At 63.2% G+C, this 16388-nt stretch carries 21 protein-coding genes; 10 read left to right on the forward strand and 11 right to left on the reverse strand.

From position 1 onward, the window contains the following. The first annotated feature begins 5 nt into the window (after positions 1–5). Positions 6–1013 (forward strand): hypothetical protein, encoded by a 1008-nt coding sequence (locus tag ACT3SZ_RS15105; RefSeq protein WP_444619997.1) that lies wholly within the window; start codon positions 6–8, stop codon positions 1011–1013. A gap of 898 nt (positions 1014–1911) precedes the next feature. After that, a complete protein-coding gene (locus tag ACT3SZ_RS15110; RefSeq protein ID WP_444619999.1) occupies positions 1912–2076 on the forward strand; it encodes a hypothetical protein in 165 nt (54 codons plus the stop codon). Between the two features lie 19 nt (positions 2077–2095). Here the strand turns inward: ACT3SZ_RS15110 and ACT3SZ_RS15115 are convergent, their stop codons facing one another. Beyond that, complete coding sequence (locus tag ACT3SZ_RS15115) at positions 2096–2641, reverse strand: MerR family transcriptional regulator (protein WP_444620000.1); 546 nt, start codon at positions 2639–2641, stop codon at positions 2096–2098. A gap of 197 nt (positions 2642–2838) precedes the next feature. Between ACT3SZ_RS15115 and ACT3SZ_RS15120 the strand changes: the two genes are divergently transcribed. From ACT3SZ_RS15120 to ACT3SZ_RS15150, 7 genes are all read left to right on the forward strand, one after another. Next, positions 2839–3126 carry a hypothetical protein gene (locus ACT3SZ_RS15120; protein WP_444620002.1) on the forward strand — a complete coding sequence of 96 codons (288 nt, stop codon included), beginning with the start codon at positions 2839–2841 and terminating at the stop codon, positions 3124–3126. 114 nt (positions 3127–3240) lie between these two features. Continuing rightward, a complete protein-coding gene (locus ACT3SZ_RS15125; RefSeq protein WP_444620004.1) occupies positions 3241–3501 on the forward strand; it encodes a hypothetical protein in 261 nt (86 codons plus the stop codon). Then, positions 3501–4361: a Fic/DOC family protein gene (locus tag ACT3SZ_RS15130; protein WP_444620005.1), complete on the forward strand. Its 861-nt coding sequence runs from the start codon at positions 3501–3503 to the stop codon at positions 4359–4361. The genes ACT3SZ_RS15125 and ACT3SZ_RS15130 overlap by 1 nt, the downstream gene beginning before the upstream one ends. Before the next feature lie 105 nt (positions 4362–4466). Further along, the gene (locus tag ACT3SZ_RS15135; protein WP_444620007.1) at positions 4467–4733 is read left to right on the forward strand and encodes a hypothetical protein; all 267 of its coding nucleotides are present in this window, start codon (positions 4467–4469) and stop codon (positions 4731–4733) included. Beyond that, complete coding sequence (locus tag ACT3SZ_RS15140) at positions 4726–5799, forward strand: zeta toxin family protein (RefSeq protein ID WP_444620008.1); 1074 nt, start codon at positions 4726–4728, stop codon at positions 5797–5799. The genes ACT3SZ_RS15135 and ACT3SZ_RS15140 overlap by 8 nt, the downstream gene beginning before the upstream one ends. A gap of 245 nt (positions 5800–6044) precedes the next feature. Further along, positions 6045–6470 (forward strand): LexA family protein, encoded by a 426-nt coding sequence (locus ACT3SZ_RS15145; protein WP_444620009.1) that lies wholly within the window; start codon positions 6045–6047, stop codon positions 6468–6470. Positions 6471–6477: 7 nt separating this feature from the next. Next, positions 6478–7758: a Y-family DNA polymerase gene (locus tag ACT3SZ_RS15150; protein ID WP_444620011.1), complete on the forward strand. Its 1281-nt coding sequence runs from the start codon at positions 6478–6480 to the stop codon at positions 7756–7758. Between the two features lie 27 nt (positions 7759–7785). On the opposite strand, the gene ACT3SZ_RS15155 is transcribed toward ACT3SZ_RS15150, so the two are convergent. The 9 genes from ACT3SZ_RS15155 to ACT3SZ_RS15195 all read right to left on the reverse strand — a co-directional run bounded on the left by ACT3SZ_RS15155 (position 7786) and on the right by ACT3SZ_RS15195 (position 14401). Continuing rightward, a complete protein-coding gene (locus ACT3SZ_RS15155; protein ID WP_444620013.1) occupies positions 7786–8394 on the reverse strand; it encodes a hypothetical protein in 609 nt (202 codons plus the stop codon). Between the two features lie 119 nt (positions 8395–8513). Next, on the reverse strand, positions 8514–8969 hold the full coding sequence (locus ACT3SZ_RS15160; RefSeq protein WP_444620014.1) for a hypothetical protein: 456 nt from the start codon (positions 8967–8969) through the stop codon (positions 8514–8516). 30 nt (positions 8970–8999) lie between these two features. Then, positions 9000–10121, reverse strand: a complete 1122-nt coding sequence (locus ACT3SZ_RS15165; RefSeq protein WP_444620016.1) for a hypothetical protein — start codon at positions 10119–10121, stop codon at positions 9000–9002. Continuing rightward, the gene (locus ACT3SZ_RS15170; RefSeq protein ID WP_444620018.1) at positions 10121–10528 is read right to left on the reverse strand and encodes a hypothetical protein; all 408 of its coding nucleotides are present in this window, start codon (positions 10526–10528) and stop codon (positions 10121–10123) included. The genes ACT3SZ_RS15165 and ACT3SZ_RS15170 overlap by 1 nt, the downstream gene beginning before the upstream one ends. Positions 10529–10590: 62 nt before the next feature. Then, the gene (locus tag ACT3SZ_RS15175; RefSeq protein WP_444620020.1) at positions 10591–10968 is read right to left on the reverse strand and encodes a hypothetical protein; all 378 of its coding nucleotides are present in this window, start codon (positions 10966–10968) and stop codon (positions 10591–10593) included. 83 nt (positions 10969–11051) lie between these two features. Further along, positions 11052–11288, reverse strand: coding sequence for a hypothetical protein (locus ACT3SZ_RS15180; protein ID WP_444620021.1), 237 nt, complete (start codon positions 11286–11288; stop codon positions 11052–11054). Then, positions 11281–11952, reverse strand: coding sequence for an AAA family ATPase (locus ACT3SZ_RS15185; RefSeq protein ID WP_444620023.1), 672 nt, complete (start codon positions 11950–11952; stop codon positions 11281–11283). The genes ACT3SZ_RS15180 and ACT3SZ_RS15185 overlap by 8 nt, the downstream gene beginning before the upstream one ends. Positions 11953–12133: 181 nt before the next feature. Further along, on the reverse strand, positions 12134–12793 hold the full coding sequence (locus tag ACT3SZ_RS15190) for a hypothetical protein (protein ID WP_444620025.1): 660 nt from the start codon (positions 12791–12793) through the stop codon (positions 12134–12136). A 93-nt stretch (positions 12794–12886) separates the two neighbouring features. After that, entirely contained in the window at positions 12887–14401 is a 1515-nt protein-coding gene (locus ACT3SZ_RS15195) for a hypothetical protein (protein WP_444620027.1), read from the reverse strand. 822 nt (positions 14402–15223) lie between these two features. Here ACT3SZ_RS15195 and ACT3SZ_RS15200 point away from each other — a divergent pair. Continuing rightward, positions 15224–16030 carry a class I SAM-dependent methyltransferase gene (locus ACT3SZ_RS15200; RefSeq protein WP_444620029.1) on the forward strand — a complete coding sequence of 269 codons (807 nt, stop codon included), beginning with the start codon at positions 15224–15226 and terminating at the stop codon, positions 16028–16030. On the opposite strand, the gene ACT3SZ_RS15205 is transcribed toward ACT3SZ_RS15200, so the two are convergent. Beyond that, positions 15999–16388 (reverse strand): hypothetical protein (locus ACT3SZ_RS15205; RefSeq protein ID WP_444620031.1); only part of this gene is annotated, 390 nt, incomplete at its 5' end. The two genes, ACT3SZ_RS15200 and ACT3SZ_RS15205, sit on opposite strands and share 32 nt — an antisense overlap.

The following is a 16388-nucleotide window of genomic DNA, read 5'->3' on the forward strand; positions in this document are numbered from 1 at the left end:
TCCACATGACAATGAACACCAACGACGGTGACAAGATCACCTGGATTCCTCAGAGCATTGACGAGCACTCCACCAAGGAGCTGGTCGATCAGCGTCAGTCCGAAACCTGGGACGCAGGTCGCAACGCACTGCGGTCCCTGGCCAAGGGTCCCCACCTCTCCTCCCGCGACCGTAAGGAGTTAGCCAGCGATCATTACCGTGAGGTAGCTCGCGACATCGAGCAGATCGCCACCACAGCACCATCTGGACACACCCACATCCGACCACAGGTGTTCGACCTGTTCGGTGTTACCCGTCGTGATGCCGAACTCCTCTCGACGGCCGGCAGCATCGACCAGCCACTCAACCCCGAGTCCTTCTTCCACGAAATACGGACCAGCGGCACACCTGTTCGCTTCGTTGATCTCCCGACGCACCAGATGATGGGCGTGAGCGCAGGGCTCTTAACCGTCATCACGATCATTCAGATCAGCACCCCCGCAATGGCTGTAACCATGGGTGTGCTCGCCGCACTCATGGCCACCGGAGCATTCTTCGCGTACCGCCACCGTCAGACGAACCTCGACGTCGCTGTGACCGGCCCCCCGGTAGTGATCTCTACGGGTGAAGAACTCACGAGCTTCACCGCCGGCGTCCACGACGAGCTCAGCCTCTTAATGGAAGACGTCCTGGAGGTTTCCACCGGATGGGACGACATCATCTGGTCGTTCTACGAGGAAATCACGGGGCTCGCCGTCGAAGCCAGCGAGCACCTGGACGCCACCGCCACTACCGCCGGAGGCGCCGCCGCGGCCTACAACGACACCATCGATGAGCTGGTCAAGAACCTGGATGAAGTAATCGCTGAACGTAGGGCGAAGCACACCGCCAACGGGCGTCCGCCAGAGATAGATCAGGCATCTCAACGCGAGCTACCGCAGCGAGAAGATGGCCCTGAGGACACTGAGCTACTGCGGGCTCGTCTCGACGAAATCCTTCGGGCTGCACGGAGAGATCGTCGCGACCTGACGTAACCCCCACAGCACCTTCTAGCCCCGACGGACGGCGATAGCCGGCCTCCCGCAACCACCTGAGCTCACCAGGTAGAGATCACCACCAGGGCAAGGGGGCCTAGCGGTAGCGAGCCCCGCGGCAGCCATCTCTTTGCCCCTCGTCAATCAGTAGAAAATATACACTGACATGCTGATATACGCTCTTACTGATGTGGATTTCCGGAAACCGATGTAGGGTAATAGGTGTCAGGGAGACCCCCGTGCCCTCGGTAGTCGCTCTGATCATAAAAACAGCCCCCAGAGCTTGGACCCTCCGGAGGCTGTCGAGCACCAGCGTGCTCTGGTGTGTTCAGCTAGTTAAACCAGCTGAGCACTTCGGAGACGATTTGGACCAAGCCGACCGCCACGCCAATCCATACCGGGATTGTGGCGGCGGCTTTTCCTTTTCCGTCTCCGGGCCTCTCACCGTGGTCATCGTCACTGTCGCGAGCGTGCACCATTGTGTTCACCTCCCCTCCACTAAGCGGGTCCACACATGTGCGTGGACCTCTCGCGCGGTAGCACCAGGGGGCCACGCAGCAGTGAGGAGGGCGGTCGATCTGACCGCGCCGTCGATAAGTCTAAAGCACCGATGCACCCCACACCACCGGGGTCACAACCATGTCATCGGCCGTCTAGGAATGACACCACGTCAGGGAAAACTGCCTGAACAGCATGTATATAGGCATCGTCCGCGATCAGACACAGCCCGCTCTGTCACGGTGGCCTGTGGATAACCTCCTACGAGATGAACCTTCTCCCGTTCCTCGGCATGCGTGACTGGTTCCGTCGAGCCCAGTGATACTCGTGCGGTGATGGTATCCGGCAGGATACGATAAGTATCCCGAACAATCATCGACGTATACCCCGAGAGGACTCTATGAACCCCGTCGCCGCGTACCAGGCCTATGAACAGTGGTTTATCGACCGCGCCTTCGACATCGCTGCCTTCGCCGGCTTCGAGCAATCCCCGGCCGAGCGCAACGCAGGTCAGCAGCTGTTCAACGACATCATCTCTGGCGGATGGGTCGGCTGGTTCTTCTGACCAGCGCACCGCCAGTGATTCAGGCGGTGGCTCTGGCGGCCCGTCGGGCGGCCAGTTCATCGACCGGTGCGGGTGCACCGGCTCGCTGTGAGGGGAAGGCAGTGATACTGCCTGCGAGTTCGGCGACCAAGCCGGGAACGGCCAGGCCGAACACTCCCTGACCGCCAGCGAGAAGATCCACAATCTCGTCGGCCGACCGGCACTCGTAGACGGTCGTCCCATCGGACATCAGGGTCAGCCCTGACAGATCCTCCACCCCGCGGTCGACGAGGTAGGTCAGTGCTTTGCGTACGTTCTGCAGGGAGATCCCCGCGTCGAGCAGGCTGCGGATGATCTTGATCAGCAGGATGTCCCGGAAGCTGTAGAGCCTCTGGGAACCGCTGCCGGCGGCCGCGGAGACGCTGGCCTCGATCAGACCAGTCCTGGTCCAGTAGTCCAGCTGTCGGTAGGTGATCTGCGCGATCTGGCAAACGGTCGGCCCGCGGTAACCGATCTGCGGATCGGTGTGGTCGGTCTCGACGTCGAAGAGGGCGCCCTGCACGGGCGCCGGCTGTGCGGTGGTCATGGTCTCGTGCCCTTCTTCCCCAAGGGTGATGACGAACGTGTGGTTTTACCGCTCCACGATAGTGGACGCACAGGTGGTAGCGGTACCCCACAGACAACACGGTCGGGAAGTACGCGTGCGACAAAACCGCAGCGTAGTTCCCATTACCCTCGGTACAATGCAGGTCACCATACGTCGTCGCACCCAGGAGGTACCTCATGCTGATCGTCTCGCTCCTCGTTTTCATGATGGCCTACGCCCTGCCCCGATCCCTGTTCACGCGAAGTATCGAGACAACGGCCGCGTTCGGTCTCGTCGCGATTGCTGCCTTCCTGCCGCTGCTCCTCGGGGCCATGACCCGCTCGCCAATCCCGGCGATGTCCACTGGCCTGACCCCGGACGCCGAGCTGCTGATCATGCTCGTCACCGGCGGGATTTTCGCAGAGATCGCCGGGCGCACCGTCAGGCGCATGCGAGCACAATCCCGAGGGCTGCAGACCGCGTAGGACACCCCGAAATTTATCCTGTTTCAGCAGCGTAATGCCTGTTTTTGGGTTCCATTCCGGGGTGTCATCTGGTAGTATGGAGGGGTACGCAACCAGGAGGGAAAGGGACGAATCATGGTCGATTACACCACGTTGAAGGGCCTCGACGGCTACCGCGAGGCGTTCCCGTCCGTGTTCGCCGGAATGAGTGACGAGGACGCGGCGACGGTCGTTGATGCCGTGCACTCCAGCGTGTTGGAGGGCCGCATCCTGACCACCGAGGACATGCAGCTCTCTGCCGATCGCATCCTGAACCGCCGTCGCGGTGGGATCACCGATGAGGATGTGCGCGTACTCCTCGAACAGAACCGTGCACGCACCGCACGTAGCGCCTGATGGCCACTCCGGCCGGCCCGCCGGAGTGGCGGAAGTACTTCTATCCAGGCACCGAGGTTCTGCGCAACAAGCTCGACATTCGTGATCCTGACGAGTTGCAGCGCCTGGAGTACGACGTCGCCGAGCAGCAGGCGGCATCCCTGAGGAACGGGGATCTGCCGATCGAAGGGGACACCGCCGGGGAACGCCTCTCGTTCATCCACGAGGCGTTGCTGGGCAACATCTACGAGTGGGCCGGTGAACACCGGGACGTGAACATCTCGAAGAGCGGTCAGAGCTTCGGCGACCACGCGAGCATGGGGATGTACATGCGCCAGCTCAACGGTGCGATCAACCGGTTCGACTGGGATGCAGCGAGCTACGACCAGGCCGTCGACAAGCTCGCCGAGATCCACACGGATCTGAACTTCTCGCACCCCTACCGTGAAGGTAACGGCAGATCATCACGTATTTTCATGACGGATCTCGCCGCGCAGCACGGTATCGACCTGGACTTCACTCTGGTGGACAACACCCGGTGGAACGAGGCATCTGCGGCGACATTCCTCGATCCGGCCGGCCTGCGACTCGACCCTGCGCCGCTGGCGGAGATCTACCACGAGATCGCCACGCCCCACACCCCCGCGTTCCCGGACACCTCCGAGGCGTCCGAGGGCATTGACCTCGGTGCGGCCGCGGAGCTGGACTATTCCGCGATCGTGGCCTCCTGCATCGAAGATCCTTACGACTTCGGCGACCCCTACGACACCAACACCCGCGGCCTCGGAGAGAACACGACGCCGTCACCGGGCAGTCCCGATCACGCCGAACAGGCGCCGTCCGCCCCTCAGCGCGATGAGGGGCACGGGGTGGAGCGCTGACCACCTTCCGGCTCGCTCCGTCGTCACTTGTCACCTCATTTTCGCTGTTCATCGCCCCTTTTCCGTGATAGAATGATAGAGAACCACAGGGAGGTTTCTATGCTGTTGAGTCCTACGAAGGGCCAGATCTACTTCGCCGAGTACGACGTGATGAAGTCGGTGTCCGCGTCCTTGGGCGTGGCCTACTCCAACCGTCGCCGCGCAGCGAGCTCGGAAGCCGAGCAGCAGTGGTGGGAGTCGCGTCGCACATCCCTGCGCCAGTTCGTCGCCGAGGCGGTGGACACCGATCAGGAAGATCTGCTGGCACGCACACGGCTGATGCGGGCCGAGTTCGATCGTCTCGGTGGTCTCGGATCACCTGGTCGTGACTGACCGTCTCACCGCCGCTGATTTCCCGGTCTCTGCTGAACGCAGGGCCGGGATTCTTGCTGACCTCACCGCCGAGATGGATGCGGATTCGCAGCACTCCGAGGTTCCCCGCCTGACGTTCGTCACCGGGCAGCCAGCCGCCGGCAAGTCCCGGACGATCGACCGGATCTCCGCCGAGTTCGACTCCGCCCCGGTGGTCCTGGACTCCGACGTGATCCGGCTGAACCATCCGATGATGGACGAGATCATCGCCACCGATCCCCAGCGCATGGATGTGCTGTCCAACGGTCCGGTCGGTGAGTGGATGGGGGGACTGATCGACCATGCCCGGGAGTCCGGGTACAACGTGATCATCGAGAACACGCTGACCAACCCCACCCAGGTCACCGCGACTGCCGAGGCGTTCCACCAGGCGGGCTACCAGGTCAACGTTGCTGCCCTGGCGGTGCCGGCCGAGGACAGTCGACTGGGCATCGTGCAGCGCTACATCGCCGGGCTGGACAATGACCCGTACCCGCGGTGGACCACCGAGTCATCGCATTCGTCGGCCTACACCGGCATGGTCGAGGGACTGCAGCAGGTCACCGGTGTGGTGGACTCGATCGAGGTCTACACCCGCAGCGGGGAGGCGCTGTACTCCGGGTCTGACGGTGTCGCGGCCGCCGCCGCGGTGACCGAGCACCGGGGCCTGCCGAAGGATGCTTCCCAGGTGGACTCATGGACGTCCGGGTACCTCGGGGTCGTGGATCGGATCGCCGAGCCGGGGATGATCACCAATCAGACGCGCACGGTGATCGGGAACCTGCTCGCCGATGCCGAGCGGATTGTCGAGAGCACCGAGCTGCCCGAGGTGCACTCCCGACTGCATGCCGTGGTGGTGGAGGACTCGCCGTACCGGCTGGTCGACGTCGAGATCCCCGATCCGTACGACTTCGCCGATCCCTATTCTGTGGATTCGGTGTCGCCGCCGGCGGACTCACTGCCGTCGTGGCTCCAGGAGGGCCCGCAGCACGATCAGGACGCCTCACAGCGCGGCGTTGATCCCGGGCACTCCCCTGAGCCTGACTGACGCCCTCGCAGCGCCGTAGGGGCCTTTGAGGAGGGGTATGGGTGTTTTGGGTCTTGTTCTGCGCCCCGCCCCGGCGGACGGCGCTAGCCGGCCTCCCTGGTCCACCTGAGCACATCCGGTAGAGATCACCTTCTCGGCAAGGTGACCCAGCGCAGCGGTCGCCGCGGCAGTACTTCTTCTCGCGTGGGGGACGATCCCACCTGCACCAGTGGCACCACATGACGAACGTGTGTTCTACTTGATGCATGACCGCTCCTGCTCCTGTGATCCTCGGTGATCCACTGCCGATACCGGCGGCAACCGACACCGTTCCTGCCGGTTTTCCCAGCCCCGCGCAGGACTACGACGAGCCGGGTATTGACCTGTCACGCCAGCTCATCGACCATCCTGCGGCAACGTTCCTGGTGCGTGTGGCTGGTGATTCGATGACCGGCCGGGGCATCGACGATGGCGATGAGCTGGTGGTCGACCGCTCACTCGATCCGCGAGCGGGTGATGTTGTGGTCGCATTGCTTGACGGTGAGTTCACCGTTAAAACGTTCGAACCTGGCCCGCCTGCCTACCTGATGCCGGCCAACCCCGACTTCCCGGCAATCCCACTGGACGGTCGGGAGGACGCCGAGATCTGGGGCGTGGTCACCACCTGCCTGCACCACCTCCGGCGGCGGTGAACCAGGAGTGCGCGACTCCATCGACACCCCCGCGTTGCCGCGCCCCGGGCAGCTCGTCGGCCTGGTCGACGTCCGGAGCATGTACGTCAGCTGTGAGCGGATCTTCGATCCGTCACTACGCGGCCGGCCGGTGATCGTGCTGTCCAACAACGACGGATGTGCCGTCGCGAGATCCGATGAGGCCAAAGCACTCGGCATCAAGACCGGTGATCCCTGGTTCCAACTGAAAAATCGGCCTGACATGCGCGACGTCATCGCCAAGTCGTCGAACTACGAGCTCTATGCGGACATCAGCCAGCGGATGATGGAGATCCTGGCGAGCCACGCCGCCTGGGTGGCGCCCTACAGCATCGATGAGGCATTCATCGTCCTGCCTCGGGAGGGCGCGACCGCGGCCGCCCGCGAGATCCAGCGGGATCTCGCGCAGTGCCTCGGCCTGCCCACCACAGTGGGCCTGGGGCCGACGAAGACACTGGCGAAGATCGGCAGCACGGGCGCGAAAGATCACCGGCCGTTCGGCGGCGTGTGCAACGTGGGCGAGTGGAGCGAGCACCAGGTCGACGCCGTGCTCGACCGGCTGCCCGTCGAGGAGGTCTGGGGTGTCGGCCGGCGACTGTCGCAGCGGCTTACCGCCGCCGGCATCACCACCGCCGGCGGCCTGAAACGCGCCGATCCCGGGTGGCTGCGCCGGTTTCATGCCCTGCCCCTGGCTCAGACCGCACTGGAGCTCACGGGGCTACCGGTGATCGACTTCGACGAACAGCCCACCCAGCCACCGCAGACGATGATCTTCTCCCGGCTGATGGGCCAACGCGCCAGCGGGGCCGACCAGGTAGCCGCGGCACTCACCGCAGCAGCACACCCACTCTCGCGTCGCCTGCGCTCCAAGGGGGTGCGGGCGGGCATGATCACCGCGGGGGTGGCCGCCGGCCACCACGACGAGGTGAAACACCGCGCAATGCAGGTGACCGGGATGATCTCCCCGACAGCGTCGACCAGAGAGATCGCCGCGGCCGCCAGAGCAGCAGTGGCGCACATCCGGGCTGACGTCGCCTATTCCCGGGTGGAGATCCTGGCCACCGGATTGATCCCGGACGATGGTCAGCTCGACATTTTCGCGGACGCCACCGGCGACCGGGCCGCGCTCGATGCGGTGCTGGACGCCCTACCGGTCGGGGCGGTGACGGTGGGCACCTCGGCGATGGATGACCGGTGGGGCACCCGCCGGGCGATGCTCACGCCGCGGTGGTCGACCAGGTGGACGGATCTGCTGACCGTCAGTGCGTAGCAGCCCCTCCCCCACCGGGAGGCCGGTTCAGTTCAGTGAGTGGGCGCGCTCGACACTGGTGATGCCGGTCGCTCGGACCTGGGGCACGGTGGCACGGCGGCCGGCGGCGTCGAGGTGAACTTTCCAGGTCAGGGAGCGCTCCTCGGCGGTGACGACGAGCTCCTGGCCCACCTCGACGGACTGGACCTGCTCGGCACAGGAGGCCGGGACGTTGACCTGCAGGCACAGTGCCTGGCCGTGACGCAGGCAGCGCAGGGTGATCAGCCGTCGGCGGGAGTCCAGATCGACCACCGTGCCGGTGAAGGAGAGATCCTGGGTGGGCATCGAGGAATACAGGGCCTCGATGTCGAGGTCCGGGTCGGTGAGCACGTCGTAGAACGTTCCCATGGCGACCAGGACAGTGGTCGGGGCGCCGGTGGACTCGTCGACGTCTGTGCGCTGGTTCATGGTCTCCTCGCGGGCGGCGAAGACGATCCGGGTGCCGTCGACCAGGTCACGCAGAGCATCCGGGGACCGGTTGAGCGACCAGAGGATGACGATCTGCTGAGGCTTGTCCAGCCCGTCGATGCGGATGCGGGTTTCGGTGCGGTCCTTGTGCTCGACGGAGGCTCCGATGACGGTTCCGATGTACTTCATGGCGTGTTGCTCCTGTTCTGCCGATGTTCTCAACGGCGACTATGCGATATTGCGCAATGGTGCATGTGCGATACGAGTTGGGTCTGGATCTCGTCGTAGGCGGCGATGTGAAAGGGTGGTTAGTTGGTGTCGTTGGAGGCCCAGGTCGCTTCGTGTCGGGCCTCCTGGAGATACTGCGCGATCATTTCATCCGAGGTGTCGCCGGCAGCGTAGGCGGTGGCCGGAAGGTGCCCGTTACGCGCCTCCAGCCCGATTGCCGCGGTCATCCACGGGCTCCAGTACGGGGTATCCATCAAGGCTTCGAGATCACCCCACTGCTCGGTGTCGGTGATGGTGATCAGAAACCGGAGGGTGCTGGCCAGCTCGTCGTGATGGAGGATCGTGATCCTTCGGGGACACCACAGCAGACGTCTCCAGCCCTGGTTGGCGAACGTCAGAGTGATCCTGTCACCGTCGACGGTGGCCCGTGCGGGGTCTCGGTGGTCCAGGAGGACGAGTGCTCTGGGTGATTCTCCGGGGCCCAGGGTGAGTGTTTTACCCAGCGCCCAGCGGTGGCTGATCTCGGTGGTGGTCATGGTTGCGTGCTCCTATTCTGTTGGCGGTTTCTAGCGTGTCAGTGCGAGGCGCGCGGGGGCAGCCAGAGCGACGTTGGCGAGATGGTCGTCGACGACGCGGGTGCCGCTGAGATGGCCGGTTTCACCGGTACTGAGGGTGATGACGACCTGGTCGAGGTAGGCGATCACGCGGTCTCGGGCGGCGCGGCGTTCGGCGTCGGTGACGCCGGTGACCGCGGTGGCCGTGTCCCACAGGCGTTCTGCGCGGCGCTTCTCGGCGGTGGATAGGCCCTGCAGCCCGATGTGCAGTGCGGTGTCCATCGCGGTACTCCAGGCATCTTCCAGAGCTTTCACGGCGTCGGCGAGTTCATGGTTCTCGATGGACTCTTCCAGGGCGGTGGTGGCATCAAGCAGGGCGGCGTGGAAGGCGGCGGTGGTGGGCACTTTGACATCACGGATTGCTGGTGCTTCCAGCATGATCTCCGGGTCTGCCTCGACGCGGGCATAGTCCTCGGTGACGGCATTAAACCGCTCCTGCAGCCTCGCAGTGGTGGTCTGATCTTCACTGTCCGAGGTAGCGACCGACGGTTTTCCAGGTACAGGAGTCTCTGAGTTGGAGGGCAGTCGGCCTACCGGCTTTCCTCGCACCAAGGCCGCGACGACGTGTGCCGGCCTCGTGGTCTGCTTTGTCAGTCGTTCCGGAGTCGTGATTCCAGCGGCGCTACGAGCATCAAGGAACACCGGCAGAGTCCACTGTTCACGTCGTCGATCAATCAGGCGCCGTGCGCCGTATCCAGCACCTCGGCCAACAACTAGGCAGAGGGTCGCAGCGACGCCGAGGATCATGAAGTAGTAGACCAACGCGCTCGCGGGAGACAAAGAATCAGGCAGGACCTCCCCCAGCGACAGCGGCAGAGTGTCTTGCATGGCGTGGTACATGTTCAACACCACATCACCTGGCGTGTCACCGGGTTCGGTCTCCCTGCCACCACGGCGGAACGTGCTGCCGAACAGCGTGATCCCCATCCCCACTCCTCCGAGGATTCCGAGCAACGTTCCTGCGGTGTCCGCGGCAAGTGCTAGGGGTGACGGAGCATCAGGAGTGATCGGGCAGAGGTCGAGATCCTTGGACTCGCGGCCCTGGTCTGCTATTGCCTTGCTCTCATCACTCATTATCGGTCCTCGTCGTCGGCGCCGCGGGTGAGTGCGGGCTGGGCGTCGATGCCGGCGAGCTCCAGTGCTTGGGTGACCGAGGCGCTGACAGCACCGGAGGCGTTCTTGTCGAGGTCGGAAGTGTTGAGGATGTCGTCGAGCTTGCGGCGGGCTGCCTCGCGCTCGGGGGCGTCCACCGACTCGTCGAGGATGCGGTCGAGCGCGAGGCCGCCCACGGTTACGAGTCGGTCGGAACCGTGATCGTAGTTGCGGTCGAAGACAATGCCTGCCATGGCGATCATTGCTCCGACGACCGACACGACGGCACCGATATACATGGTTGTGGTGAAAATGGAATCGAAGACACTTGCTGAAGAGGGCGTGGAGTCGTCGGCGAGGACGATCTGGAGGGTGTCTGAGATGATCATGCTGGGGTGCTCCTGTTCTGCCGGTGATCATTGCACCGGCGTTCGGTGTGGCAAGTGAGGGGTTACTGTGCGAGGTGTTCTGCCTGCTTCTTCGACTTGACGAACCTCACGATAGCTACGACGGCGAGGGCCAGGCCGGCGAACACGAGAAGCCCTGCCCCTGCGATGGTGGCGTAGTCAGCGAAGCTGAATGCGACGTGGGGTACCGCGTCGTAGGAAGAGAAGGTGCCGGCGTCAAGCCTGTCGCGGGCCATCTCCTGGTAGCCGCGGACCCGCATGATGCTGCGGAGGCTGACGATCGTGCTCGCCAGGAAGATCAGACTAATCCCACAGCAGATCTGCGTCACGGCGAAAGAGAGGCGTGACGACGTCGAGGGCGCCTGGGTGGCCTCGCCGTGTTCTTCTGCGGGGTCATTCTGCACGGTGTTGGTGGTGGTCATGATGTTGTGCTCCTCTTCTGCCGATGAACTCAACGGCGACAATGCGAAATGGCGCAATGGTGCATGTGCGAAAAGAGATAGACTTAGTTCTCGGTGGGCTCGGCGATGTACTGTTCCACCGCTCGTTCCAGCGCGGTTTGGATTGACTCGTCACGTTCGACGAGCGCTCGCTTGAATCGCTTCATCTGATCGGCGGTGAGGCGAACTCCTGGTTTGTGCGGCCTCGGCTCATCCGCGGAGAATGCATCTTGAGTTGATGGGGGCTTCGCCGCTGCGGCGCCCCGGGACCTGTTGAGAGTGAACCTGTTCGTGTTATCCATTGAGAGCCTCCTTGACCTCCGCCAGCACATCACTGTAGCCATGCAGCTTCGTCGGGACTGTACCGAACCCTGATCGGATGTCCTCCCGCAGCGGGATGACGGTACTGAACACAGGCAGCTCTGCCTGCGTGAGAGCATCCCGGGCCTCACTGAGAAGCCTGGTTCCCAGGCGGGCCGCGGTCAGAAGAATCACTGACGGGCAGTCCCCCAGGTTCTCAACTGTGGTCCACACCCTGTCCATATCGATTGTCGTCGGCTGTGTCGGGATGATGACGAAGTCAGCTGCCTTGACTGCGGCATTGATCAGCTCGGGGTTTCCCGGAGGGCAGTCAATGAAATAGTCAGTGTCCTCGGCTTGTTCCTGCTTTGCGAACTGTCGCAATTGGTGCAAGTTCACTGAGTGTGTTTCCCAGTCAGGATCTCCCCCGCCCGCCTCAACGAGATCAGACCATGCCGATGCTGATCCTTGCGGGTCTGCGTCCAGGACAACAGCCTTCCGACCTGAATCAACCACAGCTTTTGCCAGGTACACGCAGCTGGTCGTCTTCCCGACTCCGCCTTTGGTATTCGCCACAGCAGCTATCACAGCGTCCTCACCTCTCTCGTCGAGTGTGCGCAAAAGGGCAATCGCCCCTTTGCGCTTTGTCGCAATTGAGCTTATCACCCTTGGCGTCATTGCGCAACTGCGCAACGTCTCTAGTGTGAAATTGCGCAACGTCGCATGTGCACATAAGCACTATGGAGACAGTTCGCAGCATCGTCTTTGCTTCAAAGCGCAATGGCGCAAAAGCGCAAGTACACAGCTTAGCGAGGATAGCGATTGATCAACTGAACCTGCTCCGCGGTCAGCGGTGGCAGAGGGGTCGAATGAGCACGTCAGCACCATGGTCGTTCCACTGATCCTCTGCGTGCTGGTGGTGGTCTCGGCACGCCGTCGACTTTCGGTGACTCATTCTCGGCAGGGCACGCAGGTCGGCGTCGACGCGCTGGAGCTCTGTGAGGATGGCTGTGCGCAGGGCGCCGACGGTCACGCGGGCTGATCGGTGTAGCCGTGCTTTACGTTGGAGCAGGAGCTGAGTGGTCTCGCTGATGAGCTCGCGGTGTTCGTCTGTGTGGGGCAGTACCAGGGGCGGGGTGTCATTGCGCTGGTGTGTACCAGTGGGGGAGTGGTCACCGGCCTCGTGAGGGGTTGGGTTGGTGCAGTGCGGACTTCGGTGGTTCTTGGGGCTGCTGGTGCTGCGCTGTGCGGAGGTGTGTGCCTGGGGGTGCTTGCGACGTAGCTTCTTGGTGCGAGCGGTAGCGGCCTTGGTCCACCGGTACGCCTCGTTCGGGTGTGCTTCACCTAGTGCCTGACGTTGTGAGCGAATCTCGGAGAGCTCGGCGGTGAGCTGGTCACGTTCGGATGATGCGACGCCGTGGTTCAGCACAGCGATCAGCGACTGTTCGAGGCCGGCGAGTGCCTTGTCGGCGTGGGTGCGCTGAGCATTAGTCATCACGGTAGCCATGGTTCATATTATCCCATTTGTGGTGGTGGTTTCGGGCGAGGTTGTGCTGTGTGTTTGCTGGTAGGAGGGTGTTTTTGGTCAACTTGCTGGTGGCTATCCGACGGGTCGCCACTCCCGGCGGCTGCCGTTCCAGGTCAGCCCAAAAGCCTCGTCGACGATGGAGCGCGGTGGGAAGGCGTCGGGGTCATCCCAGTCGATGCGGGAGAGTACGGCCGTCATCCAGGCCGCAGGGTTCTCCGGCCGGGTGCGGGTGCCCAGGGCGATGTGTCCGGTGGTGGGGGAAGTCGCGGCGTGGACCAGGCCGGCGAGAACGTCGCGGGTGCCAGCCCACTCGGGGGTGAGCCGGTCAATCAGCCGCGCCAAGCCATTGAGCGAGAGACGACCGTCACCGCAGGTCAAAAGGTGCGCGTACGGCCCCGTCGCCAAAGTGTGCAGGGGATCGTGGCGGGTCAGGTCATCAGCGATACGCCGAGCTCGCAGGGAAATCCCGGATGCAGCCCTCTTCTTGTCCCTGCTAGGAGGCGAAGCCGACTCTGTCGGTGTTGGGGACGATTGTTTGGTGGAGATGGGAGAATTGGGGGTGTCCGCGGGCGCGTGCGCCCGGTGGTGGGGGACCCATTTTTCACCGGTTTGAAAATCTCGCCAGTAACCATTGGTATAGGTGGACTGCTGTTCATCGGTGCAGGTGGCGGGGTTTTCGCGGCGGGCGATCGCCGTGGCCACGACCGCGTCTGCGAGGGTCATGCCGGGGAGGACGGTGATGTGACTGTCGGCGAGGCGGCCGCGGCCGCCGGTGGCCCAGGCGGGTGCCGGCGGCGGGGGAGTGCCGGCCGGCAGCAGGTGTCTGGGGACATTGGCGTCGAGGTGGTAGCCCGCACGGATCTGTGAGCGGCCGTGGTGGCAGCGGGCGGCCATACGCTCGATGGAGGTCAGGTAGCGGCCCTCGGCCTGGACGATGAGCATGTCGTGCTCCTCCAGGACGCGGCGGATGGTGTTCAGCCGCCGGCAGCCGGTGGACTCGGAGATAGTAGCGCCGTGGTGTTCCTGCGCGGTGGCAACGATCGTGGGGCCCGCGGCGGTACAGCCGCGGCCGGAGGGGTCGAAGTAATCGGCCATGGCGCGGACGAGGGCGCGGAGATTGTGGGGGCTGCAGTCGAAGACGGTGCCCTGCACTCGGGCGGCGTCGAGAGCGGCGTCGACCATGTCGACCCAGTGGTCGCGGCCGGCCCAGTGGCCACGGCGGGCCAGCGGAGCGGCGGGGATCTCCCAGGACGTCGGGGAGCGCTGGCAGATGATCAGCGCGTCGAGAACCGGTTGGATCGCGGCGCGGGCACCGGTGAGCTCGTCGACGTAGTGGGTGGCGTAATGCTCCAGGGAGTCGCGAGCATCGACGAAGCCTGCCGGCAGGGCGATCACCTTCGTCCAGGCGGCGATCTGGCCACGTTGGGTGCGGGCACGTAGTGCCGTTCGGGCCGCGTTGGAGATCCGCCTGATCTCCCGGGCGGATCGGTTGGCCGCGTCGATGTCCTCGGCAGTGACGGTCTCGGCGCGTGTCTGTCGGGCCCACCATTCGGATTCGGCGGAGTCGTGACGGTCGGGCAGGTGCACCGCGGTCGAGACAAGCTCGGCCGCGATACGTGGTCTCAGGCGACGCCGCGATGGGTGCGCTGAGGCCTGATTTTGAGTTGTCGCAGGTGAAGCAGTATTGCCGTGACCTGCAGCGGATACAGAAAAACCCAGGGTGTGGCCGGGCCCTCTTGCGTTCTGCGTGAGGGTGTAGCTATCCTGGGATACGTCGAAGATCAATTGACGCTCCCTTACAAGGGGGGACACAAGCAGAAGAGTTGGTACCTCTTCTCGCCGAACTTCTTAAAACCCCGGACTAGTCACCCGGGGTTTTTTCTCTGTCTGCACCAGTCCTGCTTCTCACTGTCACTCCGGTCAGGGAGTGGGGGAGCAAGATCTAGGCTCTACCGTCCTCGTGCGATGTCGGGTCGCAGTCCGTTCTCCGGTCAAGGAGAGAGGTGGGGAGGTGGCCAAGGTGGTGGTCGCCCTTGATCTAGCTGGCGACGAGCATGTGCTCGGACCCCTAACGCTGTTTAGTTGTGTCAAGCGCCCTGATCCCGCGGCTGTAGGCCGGGTGGAGAGCTGGGCGAGAGCTCAAACAAGGTCAGATGGGGTAAATGTCCTCCTAGCGTAATTACAGACGTGTCAACAGCTCATCATTCCATAGCTCCGTCGCGGCCGGAACCGGCGACACGGGGGCAGAAAGATGACGCTACTGTCGTCGGTGGCCCCTGGAGGCGGACGCTGTTGTGCTGAGTGCCCTGCCATCGAATCGAACTGAGCACCCTGCATCCAGTTATCGTAGCGCATCTACGGTACTTCAGCACCCGTGTGACGGTACTATAAGTGGAGGTTGTCAAAGATATGATCGCAGAGACCGATGGTAGTGATCAATACAGTGGCGACATGACTGCGGTCATGGCGGCACTCGCAAGACGACTTGGCATAGAGGATGATTACTCAAAAGAGCTGGTAGAAGCCGTCGAGGCTCCTAGCGTAGAGTCGTTCCCACCATCGCTCGTGGAACGAGTCGTAGCGGGAGTGCGTCTTCGAACCAGGTTCCTTGATTGGATCATAGATGAGTTTGTAGTACCCGGTGGTCGCCAGGTAGTTATCCTCGGCTCGGGCCTCGACGCTCGCGCTTGGAGGTTGAGGTGGCCGGAGGGGACGCACCTCTGGTACGTCGACCTGCCGAACACGGTCAAGTTCCCCGTGGACATTCTCGGCCCGCCGGACAGGGTTTCACTCCATGTCGTCGAGGCAGATTTGTTCAACGAGGACTGGTCAGGACAGCTTCTTGCTCATGGTTTCAACCCTGAACTTCCCTGCCTCGTCATTGCCGAGGCTGTGCTTCTGTACCTGCCTGGTGAGGTGGCCTCTCGTGTTGCTGACCAGGTAGCGAAGCTATCCTCACCGGGGAGTGTCCTGGGGTTTACGTATCTGGGTTCCGGAAATGTGAACACGGGCGTAAGCCAGCTGGCGGGGGTGACCTCGTCGCTGGGCGGGGATTTTCGATCCTCGATTGATTCCCCTGCCGCGTATCTGGAAGGGACCGAATGGTCAGTGGACATCGCGCGTACCTATGGTGAGTACGCGTCAGAAGTTGGTGAAGAATGGGCCAGCGATGAAGCCGGCGGGGTCAGCTGGTTGTGTCGCGCTGTGCGGTCATGATGGCCTCATCAGAGACATCAACCATGAATTCGTGGGCGCGTAGCGGATCTCCAGCCAGTTTCCACGCTGCAGTCCACCGCAGGGACTCGTCTGCCCGTCTAAGGGTGCGATAGCGCCATAGACGGTTGGCGAAGTCGGAGAGCGGAGGGGAGTACACAACTACTGCCAGTACGAGGATGGACAGGGGGAGAGCAACCAGGCCGATAAACGTGGCGATGCCGATGAAGAAGGGAGGAGCTCCCACTGTGGAAAGCCCCACATGCACGACTTTGTTCAGGCTGTAGAAGACTCCACCTATACCAGCGACGATCAGCCCATGAGGCACACCAATACCCGACCCTGCAGGTCGTTGACTCGT

It is taken from the genome of Corynebacterium sp. AOP40-9SA-29 (genome assembly GCF_052377405.1).
Taxonomy (GTDB): domain Bacteria; phylum Actinomycetota; class Actinomycetes; order Mycobacteriales; family Mycobacteriaceae; genus Corynebacterium.

Coding starts and splice junctions, on each gene's coding strand:
- ACT3SZ_RS15155 (WP_444620013.1), bottom strand. CDS start 8,394: ATGAAGTACATCGGAACCGTCATCGGAGCCTCCGTCGAGCACAAGGAC.
- ACT3SZ_RS15130 (WP_444620005.1), top strand. CDS start 3,501: ATGGCCACTCCGGCCGGCCCGCCGGAGTGGCGGAAGTACTTCTATCCA.
- ACT3SZ_RS15170 (WP_444620018.1), bottom strand. CDS start 10,528: ATGATCATCTCAGACACCCTCCAGATCGTCCTCGCCGACGACTCCACG.
- ACT3SZ_RS15105 (WP_444619997.1), top strand. CDS start 6: ATGACAATGAACACCAACGACGGTGACAAGATCACCTGGATTCCTCAG.
- ACT3SZ_RS15145 (WP_444620009.1), top strand. CDS start 6,045: ATGACCGCTCCTGCTCCTGTGATCCTCGGTGATCCACTGCCGATACCG.
- ACT3SZ_RS15110 (WP_444619999.1), top strand. CDS start 1,912: ATGAACCCCGTCGCCGCGTACCAGGCCTATGAACAGTGGTTTATCGAC.
- ACT3SZ_RS15115 (WP_444620000.1), bottom strand. CDS start 2,641: ATGACCACCGCACAGCCGGCGCCCGTGCAGGGCGCCCTCTTCGACGTC.
- ACT3SZ_RS15180 (WP_444620021.1), bottom strand. CDS start 11,288: ATGGATAACACGAACAGGTTCACTCTCAACAGGTCCCGGGGCGCCGCA.
- ACT3SZ_RS15190 (WP_444620025.1), bottom strand. CDS start 12,793: ATGGCTACCGTGATGACTAATGCTCAGCGCACCCACGCCGACAAGGCA.
- ACT3SZ_RS15165 (WP_444620016.1), bottom strand. CDS start 10,121: ATGAGTGATGAGAGCAAGGCAATAGCAGACCAGGGCCGCGAGTCCAAG.
- ACT3SZ_RS15125 (WP_444620004.1), top strand. CDS start 3,241: ATGGTCGATTACACCACGTTGAAGGGCCTCGACGGCTACCGCGAGGCG.
- ACT3SZ_RS15175 (WP_444620020.1), bottom strand. CDS start 10,968: ATGACCACCACCAACACCGTGCAGAATGACCCCGCAGAAGAACACGGC.
- ACT3SZ_RS15200 (WP_444620029.1), top strand. CDS start 15,224: ATGATCGCAGAGACCGATGGTAGTGATCAATACAGTGGCGACATGACT.
- ACT3SZ_RS15120 (WP_444620002.1), top strand. CDS start 2,839: ATGCTGATCGTCTCGCTCCTCGTTTTCATGATGGCCTACGCCCTGCCC.
- ACT3SZ_RS15160 (WP_444620014.1), bottom strand. CDS start 8,969: ATGACCACCACCGAGATCAGCCACCGCTGGGCGCTGGGTAAAACACTC.